17 protein-coding genes are annotated in these 16957 nt (G+C 41.9%); 4 read left to right on the top strand and 13 right to left on the bottom strand.

Annotation, left to right across the window (positions count from 1 at the left end; all coding sequences use genetic code 11):
* Position 1: 1 nt before the first annotated feature.
* The 8 genes from J0654_RS06185 to J0654_RS06150 all read right to left on the bottom strand — a co-directional run bounded on the left by J0654_RS06185 (position 2) and on the right by J0654_RS06150 (position 7494).
* Positions 2-493, bottom strand: coding sequence for a gluconokinase (locus J0654_RS06185; RefSeq protein ID WP_207026795.1), 492 nt, complete (start codon positions 491-493; stop codon positions 2-4).
* Positions 486-1409: a tRNA (adenosine(37)-N6)-dimethylallyltransferase MiaA gene (gene miaA, locus J0654_RS06180; RefSeq protein WP_207026794.1), complete on the bottom strand. Its 924-nt coding sequence runs from the start codon at positions 1407-1409 to the stop codon at positions 486-488. The genes J0654_RS06185 and miaA overlap by 8 nt, the downstream gene beginning before the upstream one ends.
* On the bottom strand, positions 1406-2257 hold the full coding sequence (locus tag J0654_RS06175; protein ID WP_207026793.1) for an ion transporter: 852 nt from the start codon (positions 2255-2257) through the stop codon (positions 1406-1408). The genes miaA and J0654_RS06175 overlap by 4 nt, the downstream gene beginning before the upstream one ends.
* A 3-nt stretch (positions 2258-2260) precedes the next feature.
* Positions 2261-3592 carry an exonuclease domain-containing protein gene (locus J0654_RS06170; protein ID WP_207026791.1) on the bottom strand — a complete coding sequence of 444 codons (1332 nt, stop codon included), beginning with the start codon at positions 3590-3592 and terminating at the stop codon, positions 2261-2263.
* Between the two features lie 12 nt (positions 3593-3604).
* A complete protein-coding gene (locus J0654_RS06165) occupies positions 3605-4264 on the bottom strand; it encodes a YggS family pyridoxal phosphate-dependent enzyme (protein WP_207026789.1) in 660 nt (219 codons plus the stop codon).
* 80 nt (positions 4265-4344) lie between these two features.
* On the bottom strand, positions 4345-5580 hold the full coding sequence (locus J0654_RS06160) for a DUF1015 domain-containing protein (protein ID WP_207026787.1): 1236 nt from the start codon (positions 5578-5580) through the stop codon (positions 4345-4347).
* A 6-nt stretch (positions 5581-5586) separates the two neighbouring features.
* Positions 5587-6474 (bottom strand): 3-hydroxyacyl-CoA dehydrogenase family protein, encoded by an 888-nt coding sequence (locus tag J0654_RS06155; RefSeq protein WP_207026785.1) that lies wholly within the window; start codon positions 6472-6474, stop codon positions 5587-5589.
* A gap of 54 nt (positions 6475-6528) precedes the next feature.
* Positions 6529-7494, bottom strand: coding sequence for a Gfo/Idh/MocA family protein (locus J0654_RS06150; RefSeq protein WP_207026783.1), 966 nt, complete (start codon positions 7492-7494; stop codon positions 6529-6531).
* A gap of 114 nt (positions 7495-7608) precedes the next feature.
* On the opposite strand from J0654_RS06150, the gene J0654_RS06145 reads away from it, so the two are divergent.
* A complete protein-coding gene (locus J0654_RS06145; RefSeq protein WP_207026782.1) occupies positions 7609-8250 on the top strand; it encodes a protein-L-isoaspartate(D-aspartate) O-methyltransferase in 642 nt (213 codons plus the stop codon).
* Here J0654_RS06145 and smpB read toward each other — a convergent pair.
* Positions 8247-8708, bottom strand: coding sequence for an SsrA-binding protein SmpB (gene smpB / locus J0654_RS06140; RefSeq protein WP_207026779.1), 462 nt, complete (start codon positions 8706-8708; stop codon positions 8247-8249). The two genes, J0654_RS06145 and smpB, sit on opposite strands and share 4 nt — an antisense overlap.
* Before the next feature lie 80 nt (positions 8709-8788).
* Here smpB and J0654_RS06135 point away from each other — a divergent pair, with 80 nt between their 5' ends.
* Complete coding sequence (locus J0654_RS06135; protein WP_237685894.1) at positions 8789-9526, top strand: DUF6503 family protein; 738 nt, start codon at positions 8789-8791, stop codon at positions 9524-9526.
* A 4-nt stretch (positions 9527-9530) separates the two neighbouring features.
* Here the strand turns inward: J0654_RS06135 and J0654_RS06130 are convergent, their stop codons facing one another.
* Entirely contained in the window at positions 9531-10055 is a 525-nt protein-coding gene (locus J0654_RS06130) for a SixA phosphatase family protein (protein ID WP_207026769.1), read from the bottom strand.
* A 71-nt stretch (positions 10056-10126) separates the two neighbouring features.
* On the opposite strand from J0654_RS06130, the gene J0654_RS06125 reads away from it, so the two are divergent.
* Complete coding sequence (locus tag J0654_RS06125) at positions 10127-11530, top strand: PorP/SprF family type IX secretion system membrane protein (protein WP_207026768.1); 1404 nt, start codon at positions 10127-10129, stop codon at positions 11528-11530.
* Between the two features lie 191 nt (positions 11531-11721).
* Here J0654_RS06125 and J0654_RS06120 read toward each other — a convergent pair whose 3' ends face one another.
* Together J0654_RS06120 and clpB are read right to left on the bottom strand one after the other, a co-directional pair.
* Positions 11722-12318: a TetR/AcrR family transcriptional regulator gene (locus tag J0654_RS06120; RefSeq protein WP_207026767.1), complete on the bottom strand. Its 597-nt coding sequence runs from the start codon at positions 12316-12318 to the stop codon at positions 11722-11724.
* Positions 12319-12438: 120 nt separating this feature from the next.
* A complete protein-coding gene (gene clpB / locus J0654_RS06115) occupies positions 12439-15039 on the bottom strand; it encodes an ATP-dependent chaperone ClpB (protein ID WP_207026766.1) in 2601 nt (866 codons plus the stop codon).
* 142 nt (positions 15040-15181) lie between these two features.
* On the opposite strand from clpB, the gene ytxJ reads away from it, so the two are divergent.
* Entirely contained in the window at positions 15182-15571 is a 390-nt protein-coding gene (gene ytxJ / locus J0654_RS06110; protein ID WP_207026765.1) for a bacillithiol system redox-active protein YtxJ, read from the top strand.
* Between the two features lie 31 nt (positions 15572-15602).
* Here the strand turns inward: ytxJ and J0654_RS06105 are convergent, their stop codons facing one another.
* A complete protein-coding gene (locus J0654_RS06105; RefSeq protein ID WP_207026764.1) occupies positions 15603-16787 on the bottom strand; it encodes a hypothetical protein in 1185 nt (394 codons plus the stop codon).
* Between the last annotated feature and the right edge of the window lie 170 nt (positions 16788-16957).

Below are 16957 nucleotides of genomic sequence, written 5' to 3'. Positions count from 1 at the left end.
GTTAGAGTTGTTTTACAATTTCCTTGACAATCTTTTCCGGTGTCTTATCTATGGAAACTTTAATTGCTTTGGATGGAGGTTCCAATGTATCAAATTGTGATTTTAATAAGTCAATGGGCATAAAATGGCCTTTTCGCTCGTCCAGCCTGGATTTTATCAAATCAAAGGAACCGTCTAGATATACAAATGCCAAACAACTTCCCATGCCTGCCCTTAGTAGGCTTCTATAATTTTTTTTTAGGGCAGAGCATGCAATGATGGCACCCGTATGTTTATGTTCCACGGCAAGCTTGTTAAGTTGAATCAGCCATTCCTTCCGGTCGTCATCATTCAATGGATTGCCAGAACGCATTTTTTTTATGTTAGCTTTGGGATGAAAGTCATCACCATCGAAAAAAGGTCGGGATAATTCTTTTGATAGCAGTTTTCCAATTTCGGTCTTACCCGAACCACTGACTCCCATAACCACAATCACAGTTTTACCGTTAGGCATAAAGGTCGGTTTTAAGTCGGTCTGTAACCATTTGGAGCACCTCTTTTGGTTCAGCATTGTAGGGTACCCACAAAATAGCATCATTTTTTCGCAACCATGTAAGTTGCCGTTTGGCGAAGCGCCTGGTGTTCTTCTTTATTTCAGAAACGGCAAAATCCAACGTGCAATGACCTTCAATATATTCAAAAAGTTCTTTGTAACCAACTGTTTGTAGTGCATTCAGTTCTTTATGGGGATAAAGTTTTTTGGCTTCTTCCAGCAGTCCTGCATCCATCATCAGGTCCACTCGGGTATTTATCCGCTCGTAAATCGTTTCTCGGGGGGCGTCAATGCCAATATAAAGGGTTTTGAACCGTCGTTCTGCTTTGGGCTGGTTCAAATATGATGAGTAAGGTTTATCAGCCGACAAACATACCTCTAGAGCCCTGATCAATCGATGCGGATTGTCCAAGTCAACAGTTTTATAATATTGGGGGTCTCGTTGTTCGAGTTCTTTTTGAAGAGGTTCCAAGCCCTCTTCTTCCAGTTGCTGATTGAGCTGTTTCCGTATTTTGGGGTCAACCTCTGGAAAATCGTCCAATCCAGATACAACGGCATCAACATACAGTCCACTGCCCCCGACCATAACTACGATATCTTTTTTCTGGAATACATCATCCAACAAATTGATGGCCTCCCTTTCAAAATCACCGACCGAGTAGGGTTCAAAAATACTTTTATGTTGAATAAAATGATGAGAGGCCTCGCTCAACTCTTCTTTGGAAGGTACTGCAGTACCAATTTTCATCTCTTTAAAAAACTGGCGGGAGTCGGCAGAAATTATTTCTGTATCAAAATGCTTGGCCAATTGAATGCCCAACGAGGTTTTTCCAATGGCTGTGGGCCCTACTACGGCTAACAAAACTTTTGTGTTCATAAAGGGTGTCCGCAATTAAAGCAATGTGTGGCATCATCCCTATGGCCTTCTATTCCGCAACTAGGACAGGCCTGGGTATTTACATGCACCATAAAACCATCATCATCTTCGTGATTGCTATTATTTTTGTTTCGGGCAAATTCTGCCGTAACTATACCGGTGGGGACTGCTATAATACCGTAACCCAAAATCATGATCACGGTTGCCAAAAACTGCCCTAGATTGGTTTGAGGGGCAATATCGCCATAACCTACCGTGGTAAGGGTTACAATGGTCCAATAAATACTTTTAGGAATGCTTGTAAAGCCGGACTCATCACCTTCTACAATATACATGATGGTGCCCAGGATCACGGATAAAATCAAAACCACATAAATAAACACGGCGATCTTGGCCCGACTTGATTTTAACGCTGACTGTAATTGTGAGGCTTCGCCCATAAATTTAACGAGCTTTAGTATTCTGAAAATCCGTAGCAAACGAAAAGCCCTTACGGCCAATAGAACCTGTGAGCCCGCTAAAATGTATGATAGGTAAAGTGGTATGGTGGATAAAAAATCAATGATGCCGTAAAAGCTGAAAACATATTTTAAAGGCTTTTTTATGCTTATCAGCCGTGCAATATACTCTAGGGTAAAGAAAACAGTAATTATCCATTCAAGGCTCAGTAACGTATCGTGGTGATGCTCATCAAAATCATCAATACTTTCCAACATCACCAAAATTACACTGATGATGATCAGTATAAAAAGCAGGATGTCAAAAAACTTGCCCGATGGAGTGTCTGCTTCATAAATAACTTCATGAAGTTTATTTTTCCATTTGGGAAGTGGTTTGTTGTCTTTCAATGATCAGGAGGTTAATGGTATAGCTTTAAGTCGATTGTTTTTTCTCAGATAGGTTTCAACAATAAATGTGGTGTTTTCATCACTCCTCATGGGAGTCATTATAGATTCTAAGATATGAATATTATTGATTTGATGGTTGAGTTCTACATAACCAAACCCATGAAGCCTACCGTTTTTTATCAAAATAAAACTACGCTCGCCTGTTTCCCTGCCTCGATCCGTTAATGCAATGCTCTTTTCTCGAATACTGTACTTCTCAAAAGCGGACAGCACTTTTTCATTACAGTTGGATGCATTTAGTTCGGATTTCTCGTGAACGCATTTATTTTCTGTTCCCAGTGAGGATGGACAAAGTTCAAATTCTGTAGATAACTTCTCCAAAAAGTTTTTGGCAGCTTCGGTTCCATTGAAGGCCATTTTTTTGTGTTCCAGCGACCGATTCTTTTCAACCTCCAATTTAATATGTTCGGTTCCGTTCTGGTTAAAGTCTATCGTATGCGTAAAGAGTTTGCTTTTGGAAACGTGATTATGGCGAGGCTTGTTCTTTTTTTGCTCTACATAGGCCTTTAAAATGGCGATGAGTTCGCTGCCCGTGGTTTCATAGGTGACTTTCTTGGTTTCTTTTTGAAGTTTGCGTGCCAGTTTGCCCACATTCGTAAAATGCTGGTTCACCCTTTTTTTAATGTCCTTGGTTTTTCCCAGAAAGATGATTTCACCATCCTTATCGTGCATATAGTACACCCCGGTTTCCGATGGGAGGCTGAAAACCATATCCAATTGGTTTGGGGACAGTTCGCCATGCGTCTCTTCTCGGATAACTTCGGTAATGATTTTCTTATCCGAATCCTTGTCCAACAACAACTTGAAGAGTTTCAAGGTGGCAAGTGCATCTCCATTGGCGCGATGTCTATCGCTCATAGGAATGCCCAAGGAACGCGCCAATTTTCCCAAGCTATGTGATTCGGCCTCCGGAATGAGTTGTTTGGATAAATCTACGGTACAAAGGGTCTTTCGCTGAAAATCATAGCCCAATCTTCGAAACTCGGTTCTAAGAATACGATAGTCGAACTGAGCATTGTGCGCTACCAAAACGGTACCTTCGGTAATCTCCACAATGCGTTTGGCCACTTCGTGAAATTTGGGTGCCGAACGCAACATCTTATTGCTAATGCCCGTGAGTTTGACCACAAAGGGCTGGATTTCCCTTTCTGGATTGATCAAACAGATGAATTTATCTACGACCCGGTGCCCATCAAACCTGTGGATGGCGATTTCGGTAATTCCTTCCTCATTGTATTTTCCTCCTGTGCTTTCAATGTCGAGTATCGCGTACATGGAAATTACTGGTTATGAATAGTTTCTAGCCCCAAATATACTGCTTCCGATCCGTACCATGTTGCTGCCTTGCCCAATAGCTATCTTATAATCACCGCTCATGCCCATGGAGAGGATGGTAATGTCGTTCAGTTTTGTTTTAAGGTCGTCAAACATGGATTTAAGTTGAGCAAACTCTTTACGGACCTGTTCTTCGTCATCCGTAAAAGTGGCCATGCCCATTAAACCAACAATTTTGATGTGCTCCATGGCCTTAAATGCATCAGACTCGATGAGTTCGTCCAGTTCTGCTTGATCCAGACCAAATTTGGTGTCCTCTTCAGCAATATGGATTTGAAGCAAACAAGGAATTACACGATCGTACTTTTTTGCTTGCTTGTTGATTTCCTTCAATAGGCGAGGACTGTCAACACCATGGATCAGAGAAACAAATTCGGCCATATATTTAACCTTGTTTCGCTGCACGTGGCCTATCATGTGCCATTCGATGTCCTTGGGCAGATCTTCCCACTTTTGGACCATCTCCTGTACTTTGTTTTCCCCAAACACCCGTTGCCCTGCTTCGTAAGCCTCCATAATATCCTTATTGGGCTTGGTTTTGGAAACGGCGACCAGGGTAACCCCTTCGGGGAGTTCGGATTTTATTGTATTTAGATTATCTTTTATGGACATAGTTTAAAATGATGTCATTCCGCATTTGATACGGAATCTTTTAAATTTCTGGAGTCCTGCTTTCGCAGGTATGACATTTATTACAATTCATAAATAGCCAGCCCACTACGGAGCTTAGGTTCAATATACGTGCTTTTTGGGGGCATTACCAAACCGGCATCGGCAATTGCCTTTATTTCTTCCACTGTCGTGGGAACCAGACTGAAACCTACTGCATAACTGCCAGAATCCACCAAATCCTTCATTTGGATCAGGTTGTTTTTGCCATAGCCGTAGCAAATACGCTTATCGTTCCTGAGGTCTGTGATGCCCAAAATAGGCTCTAAAATGGTTTTGTACAGGATTTGGGTGTCCAATTTGCTCAGGGCATCGGTAAACTCATGATTGGTTTTCCTGAAATGCAGGGTGTAGAACTCTCCCTCCAAATACATGCTGAATTCATGTTTCTTGGATGGTTTGCACAGTCCGTCCTCCCTTTTCTCTATTCTGAAATGCGCGTCCAACTGAATCAAGAACTCCTTTTTCGAATATCCGTTCAAATCTTTGACCATGCGATTGAACTCAGAAATCCTCATCTGTGATTCAGGAATCAGATAGGCCATAAAATAATTATAAGCCTCTTCTCCGGTATGATTATCGTTTTCGGACGTTTTTAGGTCTGCTAATAAGCTGGATGATGCGCTGCGGTGGTGTCCATCGGCAATATAGAGCGTGTCGAGTTCCCCAAAGGCCTTTTCCAGTTTTTCAATCCCTTCGGGATACGAGATTTTCCAAAGTTTATGGTTCACCCTATCCGTTGTAGTGAAGTCGTATTCGGGTTTTCGTTCAATTTTACGCTGAAAGATTTCATCCACCAAGGCATTGTCCTCATAGGTCATTAAAACAGGCTCTGCGTTAAAACCTACGGTATGTAGGTAGTCCGCAAAAAGCTCCTCACGGTCCTGTATGGTGTCCTCGTGTTTTTTAATGACATTGCTCCTGTAATCATCAACACTGCAGGCACAAAAGAATCCCAAGCTCTTTAAGTCATCTTTTTCAATTTGATACAGATAAAAACTGGGCTCATCATCTTTCTGAAAAATGTTTTCCTCCAAAAACTCCAAATACCTATTGTGAACAAGTCCAAACCGTTCCTTGCCTTTGATGTTCTTTTCAAATTTGAACCCTGGGTTGATGATGTGCAGGAAAGAGAACGGGTTGTACTGCAATACCGCTTTCAGTTCCTCTTTGGAATATTCCTCGTAGGAGCGCGATGCTACAAAAAAAGCTTTGTCCTTTGTTGGGCGTATGGCCTTAAAAGGTTTTACAATGGCCATGAGATCTTATTTGAATTGTTCGGAAACGTTTTCAGCTTTTCTGGATTCGGAATAATCGTAAAAACCTTCGCCTGACTTTACCCCCAATTTACCTGCCATTACCATATTTACAAGCAGGGGGCAGGGGGCGTATTTTGGGTTTTTAAACCCATCGTACATCACATTTAAAATGGAAAGGCATACATCCAACCCGATAAAATCCGCCAATTGGAGCGGACCCATGGGGTGTGCCATGCCCAATTTCATTACGGTGTCGATTTCTTGAACACCGGCAACGCCATTGTACAGGGTTTCGATGGATTCGTTGATCATTGGCATTAAAATGCGGTTGGCCACAAATCCAGGATAATCGTTTACCTCGGTAGGGGTTTTTCCCAATTTTTTGGAAAGCCCCATAATGGTTTCCGTTACTTTGTCCGAGGTACTGTAACCGCGAATGATCTCTACTAGCTTCATGATCGGAACAGGGTTCATAAAGTGCATTCCGATTACTTTTTCCGGCCGATTGGTGACGGCACCAATTTGCGTGATGGAAATAGAGGACGTATTGGTGGCCAAAATGGTTTCTGCTTTGCAGGCCTCGTCCAAGTCCTTGAAAATCTTGAGTTTGATGTCTAAATTCTCTGTTGCCGCCTCGACAACCAAATCCGTATCCGATACACCATCTTTAAGATTCGTGTAGGTGGAAATATTGCCGAGCGTAGCCTCTTTTTTGGCCTCGTCGATTGCCTCTTTGGCAATCATCCGGTCCAAATTCTTGGTAATTGTGGCCATTCCCTTGTCCAAGGATGCTTGTGCAACATCCACCAAATTGACCTTATATCCATTTTGTGCAAAAACATGGGCTATTCCGTTCCCCATGGTTCCAGCACCAATCACTGCTATTTGTTCCATAGTATGTTATTTACAACTGTTGTCAATTCGAACAAGGTCGAATAATGACGACGATTAATTTTCAAAAGACTCGATTATCTGAAGGGCCACGCGCAGGGCATTTGTGCCTTGTTCCAAACTTACGATCGGGGTGGTGTCGTTGTTGATGGCATCCGCAAAAGTTTCCAACTCGTCCAATATGGCATTGTTGACATCTATTTCAGGGTTTTCAAAATAGATCTGCTTTTTTTCGCCCTCGGCATTTTGAAGGATCATATCAAAATCTCCAGGGTTTTCAGGAGCGTCCTTCATTTTTACCACCTCCACTTTTTTCTCCAAAAAGTCAACGGAAATATAGGCATCACGCTGAAAGAAACGTGACTTTCGCATGTTTTTCAGAGAGATTCGGCTAGAGGTCAAATTGGCGACACAGCCATTTTTGAACTGAATGCGCGCATTGGCAATATCCGGGGATTGACTGATGACGGAGACCCCGCTAGCGTTGATTTTCTCAACTTCTGAAGGAACAACGCTCAAAATGGCGTCAATATCGTGGATCATCAAATCCAAGACTACAGGAACATCGGTTCCGCGCGGATTGAATTCGGCAAGTCGATGGGTTTCGATGAACATGGGGTTTTCTATTTTGCCCTTTACAGCCAAAAATGCGGGATTAAATCGTTCCACATGCCCAACTTGGCCTTTTACGCCATGTTTTTTGGATAATTCCAATAATTGCTCCGCTTCTTCAAGCGTGTTGGTAATAGGCTTTTCTATAAAGATGTGCCTACCTTTCTCAATGGCTTTTTTAGCACAATCAAAATGAGACAATGTCGGTGTTACAATGTCGACAACGTCCACGGCATCTATCAAATTATTGATGTTGTCGTAATGGGTATAACCAAATTCGGCGGCCACTTTTTTGGCATTGATCTCATCGGGATCATAAAACCCCACAAGTTCATATTTGTCCGATTGGTTTAAGAGCCTAAGGTGTATTTTTCCTAAATGTCCCGCTCCCAGGACACCAACTTTTAGCATATTACCTGTTTTTGTCAAAAATACGGATATGAAGCCAGTTTCCATAAATTTTTGAGTGGAACTAAGCGGATATTTTTAGGAACTTTTTAAATTCGTGGCACCAGACCACAGACCATGAAGGATACGCTCAAACATAGGGGAATGCGCAAGAACTTGGCGGAGATTGTTGCCACCAAGGGTGTTACGGACAAAAAGGTGCTCGAAGCCATAAAAACAATTCCAAGACACTTGTTTTTGGATAGTGGTTTTGAAGATCATGCGTATCAGGACAAGGCGTTTCCCATAGGTGCGGACCAAACCATTTCCCAACCATATACCGTTGCATTTCAAACAGAGTTGTTGGAGGTGGCACCCAATGCCAAAATTTTGGAGATTGGCACGGGCAGTGGATATCAAACTGCTGTTTTGTTGCATTTGCGCGCCAAGGTTTACACCATTGAACGTCAATTGGAACTGTTCAAGACCACGCGATTGTTCTTCAATAAAATGCATTACCGACCCAAAAAAATGATTTTTGGGGATGGTTACAAAGGTTTGCCCGAGGAGGCTCCTTTTGATGGTATCATAGTAACCGCTGGCGCGCCCGAAGTGCCAAGACCACTTTTATCCCAGCTGAAAGTAGGGGGTAGGTTGGTGATTCCCGTAGGGACGGACGAACAAATTATGACCTTATTCGTGCGAAAGTCCGAAAAGGAATTCGAAAAGAAAGAGTTTGGCTCATTCCGCTTTGTGCCCTTGTTGGAGGATAAAAACTAGTTGTTGAAACTCTTTTTGATTCGGTCAAGGTTCCGTTTGTTGTCCCTGCTTTTGATGGTTTCCCTTTTATCATATAGTTTTTTACCCCTGGCCAGGCCAATGTTCATTTTGGCCAGACCTCTATCATTGATAAAAACTTTGAGCGGAACAATGGTAAGTCCCGTTGTTGCCACCTCTTTTTGAAGCTTTTTTAATTCCCGCTTATTGAGAAGCAATTTACGCGTGGCTTTTGGGGCGTGGTTGAAATGACTTGCATGGCTGTATTCATCAATCTGCATATTGACCACAAAAAGCTCACCTTTGTCGTTAAACTCACAAAAGCTTTGGGAAATGGAAGCCTTGCCCAATCGGAGCGATTTTATTTCGGTACCTCCCAGCACAATTCCTGCGGTGTAGGTGTCCAAAATTTCGTAATCAAATCGGGCTCTTTTATTTTTTATGTTGATATTTTGCTGCATTGTGGACAAAAATATAAACTCTTTGCCAAGAAAATTGTAATGTTATGCTAGATTTTACGAATAAGTACCAAAACAATCTCATGAGAAAACTTTTAATTCCCCTGATGCTTGTTTTTGCCATTGGATGCAAACAAGAGCCGAAAAAAGAACTGACAACACAAGAAATTGTGGACAATTCCATTGCCGATAGTGGTGGAAAACTGTTCAATGACCATAAGGTAACCTTTGATTTTAGGGACAAGAGCTATGTTTCAGAAAACGTTGATGGTCAACGTGTTTTTAAACGAATATCGGATTTGGACTCCACAATCATTACAGATGTAAAGCGAGGAAATGATTTTGAACGTTACATGAACGATTCTTTGGTCATGGTTCATGATACCATGGCCGTCAAATATGCCAACTCCGTCAATTCCGTACATTATTTTGTGCGCTTGCCGTACGGTTTGAACGATGGTGCCGTAAACAAGGAACTTTTGGGCAAGGAGACCATCGACAACAAAGAATATTATAAAGTAAAGGTAACTTTTGATCAACAGGGCGGAGGAGATGATTTTGAGGATACATATCTGTATTGGTTTGATATAGAGTCGTTTAAACCAGAATACCTAGCATATGACTTTCATGTAAATGGCGGTGGACAGCGTTTCCGAAAAGCGTATAACGAACGCTACGTCAACGGCATTCGATTTGTGGATTATGAAAACTATAAGCCCAAAAACGATGGCACGGACATCTTAGAAATCGGTCAATTGTATAACAAAGGGGAACTTGAGCTTTTAAGCAAAATTGAGCTCAAAAATATTGCGGTGGAGTAGATGTTTAGTCCATTTTTAGACGTATATCCGTAGGGACTCCATCAATTATTCTTACGATAAATAGGCTGCTGTTGTCCGTATCGTCCATTTGATCGTACTTTTCCATACCAATCATTTTATTTACGAGCATTGGGGTGGTGTTACTATGGCCAACAACCAGTACACTTTTACCTTCGTTCTCCATTTTAAACTCTTCGATATCGAAAGATCGGGGATCATAGTACGCAATATCGATGTCTTTTTTTATTGATGTTGGTGCTGCCGTCATTGATGTGCGCTCGTAATTGGTGGAATAAACCATGTCCAAGGGAATAGGGTCAAATACTTCTGCCCATCGGATGGCCCTGTCCAGTCCGTCTTGATTTAATTCTGGGTCTGGGTTTTCAGGGTCGGTCCTATCTTTTTCTGCATGTCTGATAAAATAGAAGGTGGAAATAACCGGATCTTCTGCAAATTTCGTATCTTTTTTGCAGCCGATACTTCCAACGAGTATAATTGCTAGGGCAATTAGAGGTTTGATGGTTCGCATAGTTCTATTCAAAGTTCCCGTGTGTTTTTGTTAATCAGTTTAAAAGTAACGTTTAATTTTCATTTTCTCGTATGCCCAAGTTTTTGGTTTATTTGTTTGCATTAACAGTATGCACTTTGGTTTGGGGGCAAGAAACAACATTGCCGTCCGATTTTAGGCAGCATTCCCTTACTCAATTCAATGCCAGTCTGTTCAATCCTACCTATGCCTTGGATTGGAACAACCCGAATTCCCTTTCGGTATGGACCCGTTGGCAATGGCAGAGCATAGATGGTGATCCAACGACCATTTTTGCCAATTATACCCATCAACTAAATAGTGGGTCGGTAGCAGCGGCCGGTTTTTTACAACATAACACCGGAGTGTTTCTTTACACGGGTGGAAATTTGAATTTTGCCCAAACCTTTGAATTGGATGACGGTATACGTTTAATGGCTGGATTGAACGCTTTTGCTTACCAACAGACCGTTGCCGATGAACTATATGTTCAAGGGGATGTATTGGACCCAGTTGCATTGGAAGATTTTGAAGGCTTTAAGGTCCAATTTTCACCTGGATTACGTTTGTCGGTGAATACGTTTAGTGTGGGTTTGGCCATGGAAAATGCCATTGGTTTCAACGTTTCAGGAAATAATGGTGAAAGTATGGAAAGCTTCCAAAGTTTTACGGGAACACTGAGCAACGACTTTCCTTTGATGCTATCCGAAGGTTTGGGTGATAGTTACCTTCGTCCCATAGCCTATGTAAAATCGGTTCCCAATGGTGATACCCAATTCGGATTGAACGGTTTGTTCTCCACTTCAAAATTTTGGGTACAGGGCGGATACAATAGTTTTTATGGTGTTTCGGGAGGATTAGGCGTCACTATCTCGAATACATTTTCCATCGGAGGGCTTATGGAGTTTGGTACGGACAGTTTAATAAGTGAAGAAGACCCCACTATCGAAATTGTTGCATCCTATCACATTGGAAAAACAAAATTCAGGGAGAAGGAAGAGAAAAATGAAGAATCGAATGAACTTGAAGAGGAAATTGAGCAACAAAGGTTAGAGCAGGAGCAAAGAGAACTTGAAGCAAGGAGGCAAGCTCAACGCGAAAAGGATTCTTTGGCGGAAGTGCAGAGAATGAAAGAACAGTTGGATCTGCAGCGAAAAAAGGATTCTTTGGCCGAAGTGCAAAGAACAAAAGAGCAGTTGGAACTGCAGCGAAAAAAGGACAGCATTGATCGCCTTCAAAATCAAAAAGTGGAAGTAAAGCCCAATGAACGTTATGAGGAAGTGGAAAACGAAGAAGGCCTGGAGCCTGGCTTCTATTTGATAGCCAATGTTTATGGCACCAAAAAGTACTTTGATAATTTTATGAAGACGCTCAGGGAAAAAGGTTTGGAGCCCAAATCATTCTACAGAAGTTTCAACAAGTACAATTATGTGTATTTGGAGCGATACAATAGCATGGACGAGGCCAGAAAGGCCTGAGACAGTAAGTTTTTTGGAAAGTATAGTGGTGATACCTGGATATTCAGGGTAAAAGGGAATTGATTCAGGGTATTATGTCATTTCGAACATGGTGAGAACCTCTTTCTAAATTCAACAATGTGAGCTTCCTCGTCGCTTGGCTCTGTCGGAATGACAATTGGTTCTAATTCTATAAAAAAAGATAGTTCGCCTTACTTTTTAAGCTCTTGCTTCACCAAGTATTCCAAATAAGTTATGGTATTCACCAAATACTTTCGGTCCTGTGTCATGGTGCTCATGGCAACGGCTCCTTGGATCATCGTGAAAAATTGCTTCGCAAATTGCAAAGGCGACACCGGCAATTTAATTTCTTCTTTGTTTGCTCCATTTTCCAAAACAAGAGCAATTTTACCTTCTATCTCTTTAACGGTTTCCTTAACCGCAGCGGCCAAAAGTTTGTTGTTGCCCTGGGCGTCTACCCCGACATTTAATAGGGGACACCCTCCCATTGGTAGCGTGAAAACATCATATTGTTTATAAAAGTTCAATATGGAGAATAGTTTGTCCAATGCTTCCACACCGATTTCCAACTTATTGTCAATCGCTTCCAACAGAATATTGCGATTGTGCTCAAATGCGGATAATGCCAATGCCTCTTTGTTCTCAAAATTCCCATATATAGCACCTTTGGTTAGACCTGTGGCTTCGGTCAAATCACTCATGCTGGTGCCTACATAGCCGAATTTATTGAAAATAGGGGCCACGGTCTCAATGATATAAGCGGTGGTCCTTTCTGCTTTCTTAGTCATTGTAGTATGGTTGGTATTGGTGGAAACTAAGATATAAAAAATTAGATACTGTATGGTATTTTTCAAAACAAAAGCCCTTACTTTAACACAGTAAGGGCTTGTTTCTAAAGTGATTTGATGTTATTCCACCAATTCATTCTGATTTCTGAACACTAATTCATCATCGAAAGAATCCAAGAGTACAATACTGTCTGCGGTTATTTTTCCTGACAACAATTCTTTGGAGAGGTTGTTCAAGACCTCTTTTTGAATCAATCGTTTTACGGGTCGTGCACCGTACTGGGGATCATATCCTTTTTCAGTCAAATAAGCTACAGCTTCTTCGGTCGCATCCAAGGTGATGTTCTGCTTGGTCAACATTTTCTTCAAGTTATCCAATTGGAGTCTCACAATATCCTTAATGTCCGATTTACTCAACGGAGTGAACATGATAATATCATCAATACGGTTAAGGAACTCCGGTCTAATGGTTTTGCGGAGCAATCCCAAGACTTCGACTCTTGCGGCCTCTGAAGCACTTTCCACGTCCACTGCATCCTCAAACTTCTCTTGAATAATATGGCTGCCCATATTACTGGTCATAATAATGATGGAGTTCTTGAAATCCGCCACACGACCTTTGTTATCGGTCAACCTACCTTCATCCAAGACCTGCAATAGGATGTTGAAGGTATCCGGGTGTGCTTTTTCAATCTCATCCAACAAGATTACGGAATAGGGTTTGCGCCTTACGGCTTCTGTCAACTGTCCACCTTCATCGTAACCCACATATCCTGGAGGTGCACCTACCAATCTACTCACCGAGTGACGCTCTTGGTATTCGCTCATATCTATCCGTGTGATGGCATTTTCATCATCGAACAGATAGGCGGCCAAGGTTTTTGCCAACTCGGTCTTACCTACACCGGTTGTACCTAGAAAAAGGAAGGAACCTATCGGTTTCTTGGCATCCTGTAATCCGGCCCTGCTTCTTCGAATGGCATCGGAAACGGCAATGATCGCCTCATCTTGGCCCACTACTCGTTTGTGCAGTACATCTTCCAGTTTCAAAAGTTTTTCCCGTTCACTCTGCATCATCTTGTTCACGGGAATACCAGTCCACTTGGCAACTACTTCGGCAATATCCTCATAGGTTACTTCCTCTTTGATCAAGGTGCCCGCAGATTGTTGTTCCGCTAATTCCTCTTGAAGTTTATCCAGTCTTTCTTGGGATTCCTTGATTTTACCATATCGCAATTCCGCTACTTTTCCGTAATCGCCATTTCGCTCGGCGCGTTCTGCCTCGACCTTGTAATTTTCAATATCCTCTTTTGTTTTTTGGATGTTGTCCACCACGGCTTTTTCACTCTCCCACTTGGCAAAGATTTCATTGCGCTCTTCTTTAAGGTTGGCGAGATCCAAATTCAAGGTTTTTAATTTGGCCTGATCATTTTCTCTTTTAATGGCTTCTATCTCAATTTCCAGCTGCATTATCTTTCTGTCCATCACATCCAATTCCTCGGGTTTGGAGTTGATTTCCATGCGAAGTTTGGAAGCGGCCTCGTCCATAAGGTCGATGGCCTTATCGGGCAGGAACCTGTTGGTAATGTAGCGTTGTGATAGCTCCACGGCACCGATTACCGCATCATCCTTGATACGGACCTTGTGGTGTGCCTCATATTTTTCTTTGATTCCCCTTAGGATGGAAATGGCACTCTCGGTATCGGGCTCGTCCACCATGACCTTTTGGAACCTACGCTCCAAGGCCTTGTCTTTTTCGAAATATTTTTGGTATTCGTCCAACGTGGTGGCACCTATGGCTCTCAATTCGCCACGGGCCAAAGCAGGTTTCAGGATGTTTGCGGCATCCATGGCACCTTGTCCGCCACCTGCACCTACCAAGGTGTGAATCTCATCAATAAAGAGAACAATGTTCCCATCGGATGAGGTTACTTCTTTAATTACCGCTTTTAAACGCTCCTCGAACTCACCTTTATATTTGGCACCCGCTATAAGTGCACCCATATCCAAAGAATAAATGACCTTATCCTTAAGGTTTTCGGGCACATCGCCCTGAATAATCCGGTGGGCCAAACCTTCGGCAATGGCAGTTTTACCCACACCGGGCTCACCTACCAACATAGGGTTGTTCTTGGTACGTCTGGATAAAATCTGCAAGACTCTTCGGATTTCCTCGTCCCTACCGATTACGGGGTCCAATTTCCCACTGTCGGCCAGTTGGTTAAGGTTGTTCGCGTATTTGTCCAAGGAATTGTAAGTCTCCTCCGCACTTTGTGAAGTGACCTTACCGCCCTTGCGAAGTTCCTGTATGGCAGCTTTCAAATCTTTTTCGGCCACACCTTGATCTTTTAGGATTTGCGCGATCTTACTTTTAGATTTAAAAATGGCCAATAGCAAGTGCTCAACGGAAACATATTCATCGCCCATATTTTTGGCAATGATACTTGCTTCGTTCACTGTTTTACTTGCTTCCCTGGAAAGCATTATTTCTCCTCCCGATACTTTTGAAAAGCTTTGGAGTTCCTTGTCCAATATTTGGTTGATGAGGTTGGTGTTGACGTTCAATTTTTTCAATATGAAAGGCAGCACGTTTTCATCGACTTCGGCAATGGCCTTGAACAGGTGTTCGTTCTCGATCTGTTGATGCCCAAATTCTTGGGCCAATTGTTGGGCCCTCTGAATGGCTTCCTGTGATTTTATTGTAAAATTATTAAAGTTCATAGTCGTTGTTTTTTTCTATAATGTCAACAACCTTACCAATGCGCCTGTACCGTCAAAATGTCCGATAAACCCTTTAAATACAAGACATTTAGTCAGCTGTAAGCTTTTTGTTCACTCACGACTTATCCCATAAATTTGCATTATGGGAATATTTGACAGCGTCTTCGGAAAGAAGGAGAAAACAAAAAAGGAAAAGAAAGCATTACCGTGGATCCAATTGGAGTCTATAGATCAATTGGAAGCGATTGCCGAAAATTCAAAAAACAAACCTCAGGTGATCTACAAGCACTCCAGCACGTGTGGTATAAGCAGAATGGTATTGAACATGTTTACCGAGTCTTATGATACGGATTTGGATATAGACCTGTATTTTTTAACGATACAGCGCCATAGGGATGTGTCCAACGCAATTGAGGATACGTTCGGAGTTAGGCATGAGTCACCTCAATTATTGGTTGTTAAAAACGGAGAGGTGGTTTTTCACACTTCGCACGGAGCCATTTCGGATACGGACCTTACAAAGTTTTTATAAAACGAAAGCCCCGGATCAACGGGGCTTTTTATTAATTGAACTGATATTGTGAGACAATGCTCTTGAGGCGTAATTTTAGGTCCTCCCCTGCATCGTAGACCATTTGCTCGTTAGAAGGGAATGGAACTTCCCTAGCGTTCAAGTATAGCATTAAATCGTCTTCCAAAGCCCTTTTATCACCTTGATAATTGGCGAAAATATGCTCAAAGATAAATTCGCTGGATAGGGGATAGGAGTTGATTTCCTGCCCGCTTCTAAGATCCGTAAAGCTGATCTTTGCTCCGATTTGGGCACTTTTGGTTTGTGTAAACTGGAACAATTTACAAGTAACTGTTCGCATTTTGTCAACTTTAATTTTGTTGCCCAAGCTATCCTTTACCACATTTCCATCAGCATCCAAAAGGTATTGCCATCCATCTTTGATTTGTCTTTCTTTAATAACCTGTGTTTCGTTGATACGCTCAGGGGACACATTGATCTCCATGAAATCCAGATTCATGGCATAATCATATTTTACGTTTTCCAAAGGATTGGTATGGTATTGCAACCAGAAATTATCAATACCGAAAGCATTAAAATCCAAAAGTTCAGTTTCCAAACGCTCAGGAATGATCTGTTGGGTCTGGTTTGCGATATCGACTCTCACGAACTCCAATCCTTTATTGTAGGCTTCATCCATTTTGGCGACGGTTTCCCTATATCCTGGATTTATCTCCTGCAAATACTTTAAATCTTCGTAAGCGGTTCTGTAATCGGTTTTGTATTTCGCAGAAGCCAATAAATCCAAAGCATTTTGGTACAAGTGCTCGGAAAGGTCGTCCTTGGTGTTCAAAATTCTGTTGTCGTAGTTCACAAAACTGAATTCAGCCGTTCTTCCTTCGTCTTCAATGTAGAGGGGCAATAACGGTCTGATCCGTTGTTGAATCTGCTTTAATTGCAAATACTTGTTGTAGATGGTCTCCAAGTTGGCCGGGTTACCATCATTTTGGAGAAAAGCAATTTCCTGCTGTTCCCTTGCCGTGTTTTTGGCAAATGCTTCTTCCAATAAAATAATATATTCCTGATGTCCTTTTTTGGTCTTGTTCTCGGCCAAGTTTTTAATGGCCTTGTTCATAGCCGCGGAATAATTACCGGTATTCAGGGCCTCCTGAGTTTTCTTTACGCCACTACAAGCGCTTAAAACTATAATCGTGGTTAAGAGTAAAACTTTTTTCATACTGGTCAACTTTATGGTTGTTTAGGGGGATTCAATAGCTGTGCCAAAAATCCTCATCCTATTAACGAAAAAGGACGCACGGTAGTATATTTTTTATAAAAAGCTTTGAAAACAGTGGTCTTTGGCCTCATTCCATTTTTTTTGAAAATTGTTAATTGTCGTTTGATAAA

This window comes from Flagellimonas profundi, from assembly GCF_017313275.1.
Lineage (GTDB): Bacteria > Bacteroidota > Bacteroidia > Flavobacteriales > Flavobacteriaceae > Flagellimonas > Flagellimonas profundi.
Note: the sequence above shows the minus strand (reverse complement) of the source record. Positions and strands in the feature narration are given on the sequence as shown.